The sequence below is a fragment of the uncultured Mediterranea sp. genome (assembly GCF_902493215.1).
Lineage (GTDB): Bacteria > Bacteroidota > Bacteroidia > Bacteroidales > Bacteroidaceae > Bacteroides.
Window position 1 is genome coordinate 42843 of record NZ_CABUOL010000023.1, and the last position, 6734, is coordinate 49576.

9 protein-coding genes are annotated in these 6734 nt (G+C 54.7%); 5 read left to right on the forward strand and 4 right to left on the reverse strand.

Features of this window, described 5'->3' with window-relative positions; translation table 11 throughout:
• Positions 1–92: 92 nt before the first annotated feature.
• Positions 93–965 (reverse strand): hypothetical protein, encoded by an 873-nt coding sequence (locus tag RDO88_RS11795; protein ID WP_307759560.1) that lies wholly within the window; start codon positions 963–965, stop codon positions 93–95.
• A 496-nt stretch (positions 966–1461) separates the two neighbouring features.
• On the opposite strand from RDO88_RS11795, the gene RDO88_RS11800 reads away from it, so the two are divergent.
• Genes RDO88_RS11800 through RDO88_RS11810 form a run of 3 tightly spaced genes read left to right on the forward strand, consistent with a single transcriptional unit; the run spans position 1462 to position 3686 of the window.
• A complete protein-coding gene (locus tag RDO88_RS11800) occupies positions 1462–2034 on the forward strand; it encodes a UpxY family transcription antiterminator (protein ID WP_307759561.1) in 573 nt (190 codons plus the stop codon).
• 12 nt (positions 2035–2046) lie between these two features.
• The gene (locus RDO88_RS11805; protein WP_307759562.1) at positions 2047–2988 is read left to right on the forward strand and encodes a hypothetical protein; all 942 of its coding nucleotides are present in this window, start codon (positions 2047–2049) and stop codon (positions 2986–2988) included.
• Between the two features lie 53 nt (positions 2989–3041).
• Complete coding sequence (locus tag RDO88_RS11810) at positions 3042–3686, forward strand: sugar transferase (protein ID WP_307759563.1); 645 nt, start codon at positions 3042–3044, stop codon at positions 3684–3686.
• Positions 3687–3785: 99 nt separating this feature from the next.
• On the opposite strand, the gene RDO88_RS11815 is transcribed toward RDO88_RS11810, so the two are convergent.
• The 3 genes from RDO88_RS11815 to RDO88_RS11825 all read right to left on the reverse strand — a co-directional run bounded on the left by RDO88_RS11815 (position 3786) and on the right by RDO88_RS11825 (position 4905).
• Positions 3786–4196 carry an N-acetylmuramoyl-L-alanine amidase gene (locus tag RDO88_RS11815; protein ID WP_307759564.1) on the reverse strand — a complete coding sequence of 137 codons (411 nt, stop codon included), beginning with the start codon at positions 4194–4196 and terminating at the stop codon, positions 3786–3788.
• Positions 4193–4300, reverse strand: coding sequence for a smalltalk protein (locus RDO88_RS11820; protein WP_307759565.1), 108 nt, complete (start codon positions 4298–4300; stop codon positions 4193–4195). Before RDO88_RS11820 ends, RDO88_RS11815 begins: the two co-directional genes overlap by 4 nt.
• Positions 4301–4422: 122 nt before the next feature.
• Positions 4423–4905: a DNA-binding protein gene (locus tag RDO88_RS11825; RefSeq protein WP_307759566.1), complete on the reverse strand. Its 483-nt coding sequence runs from the start codon at positions 4903–4905 to the stop codon at positions 4423–4425.
• Positions 4906–5174: 269 nt separating this feature from the next.
• On the opposite strand from RDO88_RS11825, the gene RDO88_RS11830 reads away from it, so the two are divergent.
• Entirely contained in the window at positions 5175–5393 is a 219-nt protein-coding gene (locus RDO88_RS11830; protein WP_307759567.1) for a DUF4248 domain-containing protein, read from the forward strand.
• 59 nt (positions 5394–5452) lie between these two features.
• The coding region (locus RDO88_RS11835; RefSeq protein ID WP_307759568.1) for an SLBB domain-containing protein at positions 5453–6734 on the forward strand (1282 nt) is incomplete at its 3' end.

A 6734-nucleotide genomic window follows, 5' to 3' on the forward strand; every position in this document is an offset into this window, starting at 1 on the left:
GTTAACGGTGAGCGGTTAGTGGTTAGCGGTAAGTGGTTAGTATCCACCCGCATGGCTGCTCACCGCTCACCGTTAACCACTAACCGCTATCTTCATCTCAGGCTGAACGACCCCGAACCGATCATCACCCCGTCGGCAAAGATGTCCACGCGGTATTTCCCGGCATACAGGTATTCCTCCACGTTCCAGTACAGGGTGACGGCCTGTTCCTCGCCCGTATATTCAATGTATTTCTTGATGGAGTACGTCAGCTTGCGGTTCTCGTACTCAAAGGTGTTGGCGTCGCTCTTGGTCAATATGCTGTTGTCCGGCTTGGCGATGCGCACGTAGATGGTCTTTTCGCCCGTCTGTGCCGTGATGTTCTTCACGATGCTGAAGTCAATCTTGAATTTCACCACGTTCTTCACCTTGTCCGTTTCGCGCCCGCGTTTGTTCTGCGTTTCGATGCGGATGTTCGTCACGTCCAGCTGGGCGGCCAGGGCTACCTTTTCGTTCAGGTTTTTCTTCTCTTCGGCCAGGCTGCTTATCTGGCGCGAGGCAGCGTTGTATTTCCGCGTCACGTCCTTTATCACTTCCTGCTGGCGGGCCGTCAGCTGGTTCAGCGAGTCTATCTGGTTGATGTAGCTGATCATCACCTTTCGCAGGCTGGCCAGCTCCTTCTTCAGTCTTCTTATTTCCGAGGCGTTGCTGCTTTTTACCGTCCGCAGCTCCTCCAGCAGTCGTTGTGTCTTCAGCTGTTCCTGCTCCAGCAGCACGGACAGCGAGTCGTTCGAGATGGTCAGTTTCAGCTCGTCATACTGCTGGGCAAAGCGGGTGTATTCGTTTTCCAGATCTTCCTTTTCCAGTTCGAATTCCTGTACCAGTTCCTTGTTGGTCGTCTTTTCCATGACCAGCAGCACGGTTACTCCCACCAGCAGCACAGCCAGTACGATACCGGTTATTATCAGCGATTTGTTCTTGTTCATAAAAGTAGAATGTTATAATCCGGCGGCAAAGATAGTGAAAGGTGAGAGGAGAACAAAATATTGAAACTCGTTTCAGATATTTTTTATCCCGAACCGTATCCTATTTTATGAAAAGATAGTGAAATTTTTATCCCGAGCCGCCTCCTGTCTTATTAAAAGATGGTGAAAGGCAATAGTAGCGGTAAGCGAAAGACTGTTTTGTGCTTTTTCTTTATATGTCTTTGTCCTGTTTTGTAAAGTATCGTACGTCACCTAAATGTATGTTTTTAAGTTCGTCTCTTAAAAAATAAAGTTTTTTATTTGTTCATTATATTCTTTTTGTCTACTTTTGTCCCGTCAATAATATACATTGTTTTTCAATTGTGTATTTGACAAATAAAACAGACACCTCTATTTTCGTTGTATATTTCTGCAAGAATGTCTGTAAATGATTGGAAAACAGTCTTTTATCTGTTTTTCAAAGCCCCAAGAGAATGCTTAAACCTGAATTTTATTGATGGAAACTTCCGTTCCGGCACCTGCTGCGAACGCGGCCGTTTGGCATGCCATGCGCGCCACGTATCGCAGGGAGGATGTTGCCGTGCAGCTTTTGGAGTCCGAAGGCATGGGGTGCTTTCTTCCCATGCAATACAGGGAAGTGGTTCGTCACGGCCGTAAGGTGCGCCAGCTGGTTCCGGTAGTCCGTAACCTGTTGTTTGTCCATGCGGTTCCGTCCCGTCTCCAGCAGCTCAAGTCAACGGTCACCTATTTGCAGTACATCACCGACCGTCGCACGGGCCGGAAGATTATTGTCCCCGACGAGCAGATGCGCCGCTTCATTGCCGTGGCGGGTACCTATAGCGACCAGCTCCTATATTTTACCCCCGAAGAACTGAACTTGTCCAAAGGTACGCGCGTACGTATCACCGGTGGCGAGTTCGAAGGGCAGGAGGGGGTCTTCCTGCGGGTCAAGGGTGCGCGCGACCGTCGTGTGGTCATCGAGGTCCAGGGGGTCATTGCCGTGGCTTTGGCCACCATCCACCCCTCGCTCATCGAGCCCCTCAGCACTAACCAAACCGCTCAGCACTAACCACTACCATCCATGTCATCCGTCGAACAGTCCTTGCAAGCACTTTTGCCGCGCCTCCTGTCTGCGGTGCCTTCACCGGCCGACAGCGTGCTTCGTCTGCAGGCACATGCCCGGCTTTATGCGGCCGTCAGCCGTCTTCAGGCGGTTGGTGCAGCCCGTCGTGTGTACCCCGACTGTCACGCCCATGCACGGATGGCCGGTAGGTTGGTCCGTCTGTTGCAGGAACGTCTGTCCCGTCCTGACCTACCGTTGGTGGACAGGGCCCGTCTGGTGGCCGCCCTCTACGACCTTCAGTCCGAAGCCTTCCCTCTTTGCCCGGCCGTGTCCGACGCGCCGTTTCAGGAAGCCGTTTCCGCTTTGATGGACCGCTATGTTTCGGCCGAAGCCGACAGCGTGCTGGCCGAAGCCACCGTCTGCCGTTGCCTGGCCTGCTATTTCTATCCCGACTTGTGGGACGACGACGAGTGGGCCTGTCTCCTGTCCGATGCTGTCTGCCGTTGGGCTTCCCGGCTTCAGCCGGACGGTACCTGGCCGGGGCTTGCCGATGTTGCGGCGCTGGAGCGTATCGAGGTGATGAACCGCTATTCCTACCTGTTCCTCGACAGCCGTTTCGATGCCACCGTCCGTCGGGCCTGCCGCCGTTATGCCTCGCTTTCCGCATTCGATGCCGCGCTTGGCAGCAGCGACGAACTCCGTTGCCTGTCTCTCTGTCAGGATCTTCTCCGGCAGGGCAATGCCTGTCCGCGTCACGACGTCTGGACGCTTCGCGTGGCCGGCCGTTTCGACGACCTGTCCCGCATCTGTCCTCCGCACGGCGATGCAGCTTTCTATGCCTTGTCCGGCTATGCCGTCCATCTTTGCGAGTCGCTTCTGCGCCTCTCTGTTACGGACGGAGCTTTTGTGCCCGGTACTTCCTTCCTGCCGAAGCAGGAACCGGTCGTTGTGAGGTGGTGAGCCACAATCTCCTTCCTCATCGCTATTTAGGTTACATTATTAAACAAAAACTTATGATAGACTTCGAAAACATTCAAAATGACGACCATTTCATCCCCGACGGCATGAATGGTTTCGAGCGCAATACCAAGCGTGTGATAGATTGTTTGGTCGCTATGGTGGCGCTGATTGTTTTTTCCCCTTTGTTTTTGATTTGCTACATTGCCGTGAAGCGCGAAGACGGCGGTCCTGCCATTTTCAAGCAGGAGCGCATCGGGCGTTTCGGCCGTCCTTTCTATATTTACAAGTTCCGCAGTATGAAGCTCGATGCCGAGAAAGCCGGTCCGGCCCTTTATGCCGGCAGCAAGGACGACCGTATGACGAAAGTCGGCAAGTTCCTGCGGGAACATCATCTGGACGAACTGCCCCAGCTGTGGAACGTATTCCTCGGGCAGATGGCCTTCATCGGTCCCCGTCCCGAGCGCGAGTTCTACATCAGGCAGATTATGGAGCGTGACCCCCGTTACCGTTATCTGTTCCAGATCCGTCCGGGAGTCACGTCCTATGCCACGCTTTACAACGGTTATACCGATACCATCGAGAAGATGTTGCGCCGTTTGCGCTACGACCTCTTCTATCTGGAACACCGTTCCTGGGGCTTCGATTTCAAGATACTCTGGATGACGTTCTTCAATATCGTTTTCGGAAAGAAATTCTGATGTTTTCCCTTTGCGGAACTATTGGCTTTAACTTCTAATGAAGCGTAGCGAAGTGATAACTTCTGTAACTTCTTAACTTCCAAGGGTTCGTAATTTGGGTTAAAATTCATATTCCTTTACCGCATCAAAACAGGGACAGCTCTTCATCGGGTCCAGGTCACGATGCCCCACGATGAGCGCCTTCGGAAACCGGCGCTTCAGTTCGCGCATCAGTGCCAGCAGGCTGCCTTTCTGGGCCAGGGTACGGGTGTCTTTCGGCCGCCCCTGGCGGTCCAGTCCGCCTTCGTAACACACCCCGATGCTGTGCCGGTTGTGGTTGCGGCAGTGCGCACCCACTTGCTCCAGTGCCCGTCCGCGGTGAATTTCGCCGTCGCGGGTGATGTAGAAGTGATAGCCGATGTCACAGAAACGGCGATGCCGCACGTGGTCCGTGCGGCAGGCCTCAAAACCAAAGTCCTGCCCCTCGGGGGTGGCAGAACAATGGACAATGATCAGGGTAACGGTCCTCATCCTCCGATGCACGATGAGATACCGAACACTCCGGCCAGGGCAGTAGCCACGGCCACAATTGCTTTGAGCACAATGCTCCATACGTTTTTCTTGGTTTGAGCCATTTTTTGGTGAATTGAAAATTGAGAATTGAAAAAATAATTTAGTGATTAGTGGCTAACGGTTAGCGGTGAGTATTTCATCCGAATGGGTACTAACCACTCACCCCTAACCGTTTACCGCTGTCTTACAGCGGACTCTCGTCCTGTCCGTCGTCGCCTCCACCGCCTTCATTGCCGCCCGGCGTGGTGGACGTGCTGCCGCCCTCAACGGAATACTCGTTCTGCTCGCGCAGCGTGGCCTCCAGGTTGATTTTGGCGTTGCTCAGTTCGCCGGTGGCGCGTGCGCGGAGCTTCAGTCCCGCCACGTTCTCGCTCACCTTGAACTCGGCCGCACTGGCGGCGCCGTGGTCGCTGACGATGCCCACCGAGAAGATGGCCAGGTCGTCCAGTTTCACGTTCTTGCCATCCAGTATCAGTTCCTTGATACAGGCCACCATGTCGGCCAGTACACCTTTGATGACGCCCGGCGAGAAAGGCGTGTTGTGTTTCGACATGTGCTTGGACAGCATTTCGATGTCCAGCGTCTCGTTGATGACGGGGCGGGCATACCACAGTCCCTTGCAGGGATGGTTCTCGCCGGTGATTTGAACTTTTCTGTAGAGAATCATAGTGAATTGATAATTGATAATTGATAATTGATAATTTTTAGCTCGTTGAAAGCAGGTGATGGAGCGGAAATGAATAATTCTCCATTCTCCATTTTCCATTTTCAATTTGCTGAAGCAAAGATAGCACCTCCTTTTCCCGGAAAATCCGTTCCGGTAGGTTACCCTCCGTTAGGGTTGATTATCGTTGATTATTGTAGCCGGCAGGCATGGTTGTCTCGCTGATTTTCAGTATCTTTATGTCCATAACGAACAAATACCGCAAACGCCTTATGGAACATTTCACCATCCGTGCCTATGGCCGCACCGAGCTGGCCCAGTGCTACTTTCCGACTCTCAATCCCCAGGTGGCCCACCGCAAGCTGCAAAGTTGGATCGATTACTATCCCCACTTGCGCGAACGTCTTCGGGAGGCCGGTTGCAATCCCCATGCCCGCGTCTACATGCCGGTGCATGTCCGCCTGATTGTCGAAGCAATCGGCGAACCCTGATTTACCATTAACCATTTATCATTAACCATTAACCATTTATCATTATTCCGACTTTTTTCATGAAGAAGATCTTTCGTATTTTAGGCCTGGCCTTGCTTGTCATGGGTCTTTCGGCCCCACTGTATGCACAGCAGATGAGTGACGACCAGGTGATAGCGCTGGTGAAGGAGCAGAAGACGGCCGGCAAGAGCGACGAGGAGATAGGCCGCATGCTGGTGTCGCGCGGTGTGACGCGCGAGCAGGTACAGCGCATCAAGGACAATTACGAGAAAAGCCAGCAGGCCAATCCCAATGACCCTACCCCCCGCCCGGAGAGCCGGTTGCGTGAACGCCGCCTGGTGCAGAACTTCGTGGCCACGGCCGCCATGGACAGCAGTGCCACCTGGATGCAGATTTACGCAGACTCGACCGGAACACAACAGCAGCTTCCGCCCGAACGGCGCATCTACGGACACGACCTCTTCGGCAGACGGCAGCTCACCTTCGAGCCCAACGAAAATATGGCCACGCCGAGCAACTACCGTCTGGGCCCCGGTGATGAGGTGATCATCGACATCTGGGGAGCCAACGAGACGTCCATCCGTCAGGAAATCTCTCCGGAAGGCAACATCATGGTGAGCCAGATCGGCCCCGTTTATCTGAACGGGCTGAGTATTTCGGAGGCCGAGCGTACCATCCGCGAGACGCTTTCGCGCAAGTATGCGGGTGTTTCGGGCGACAGCCCCGCCTCGCAGGTACGGGTGACGCTGGGGCAGATCCGCACCATCCAGGTGAACGTGATGGGCGAGGTAGCCGTTCCGGGCACATACCGCCTTTCGTCGTTCGCCACCGTGTTCCACGCCCTCTACCGGGCGGGCGGTGTTTCGCCCATCGGTTCGCTGCGTGCCATCCGGGTGATGCGTGCGGGCCGTGAGGTGGCCTCGGTGGACGTCTATGCCTACCTGATGAAGGGGGCGCTGAACGACGATGTCCGTCTGGAGGAAGGCGATGTCATCCTGGTGCCTCCCTATGAAGAGCTGGTGCAGGTGCAGGGCCGTGTGAAACGTCCGATGTTCTACGAAATGAAGTCCGGCGAACCCCTTTCGGCCCTGATAGGCTATGCGGGCGGCTTCGCGGGCGATGCCTATAACAAGGAAGTGACGGTGGTGCGCCGCAGCGGCCGCGAGAACAGCCTGTTCAGTGTGCAGGCGTCTTCCTATCCGTCCTGGAGCCTGGCCGACGGCGACTCGGTGTCGGTGGGTGCCGTACTCGACCGCTTTGCCAACCGTGTGGAGATTGAGGGGGCTGTCTACCGCCCCGGCATGTACGAACTGGGCGGTTCGCTCACCACGGTGAAGGACC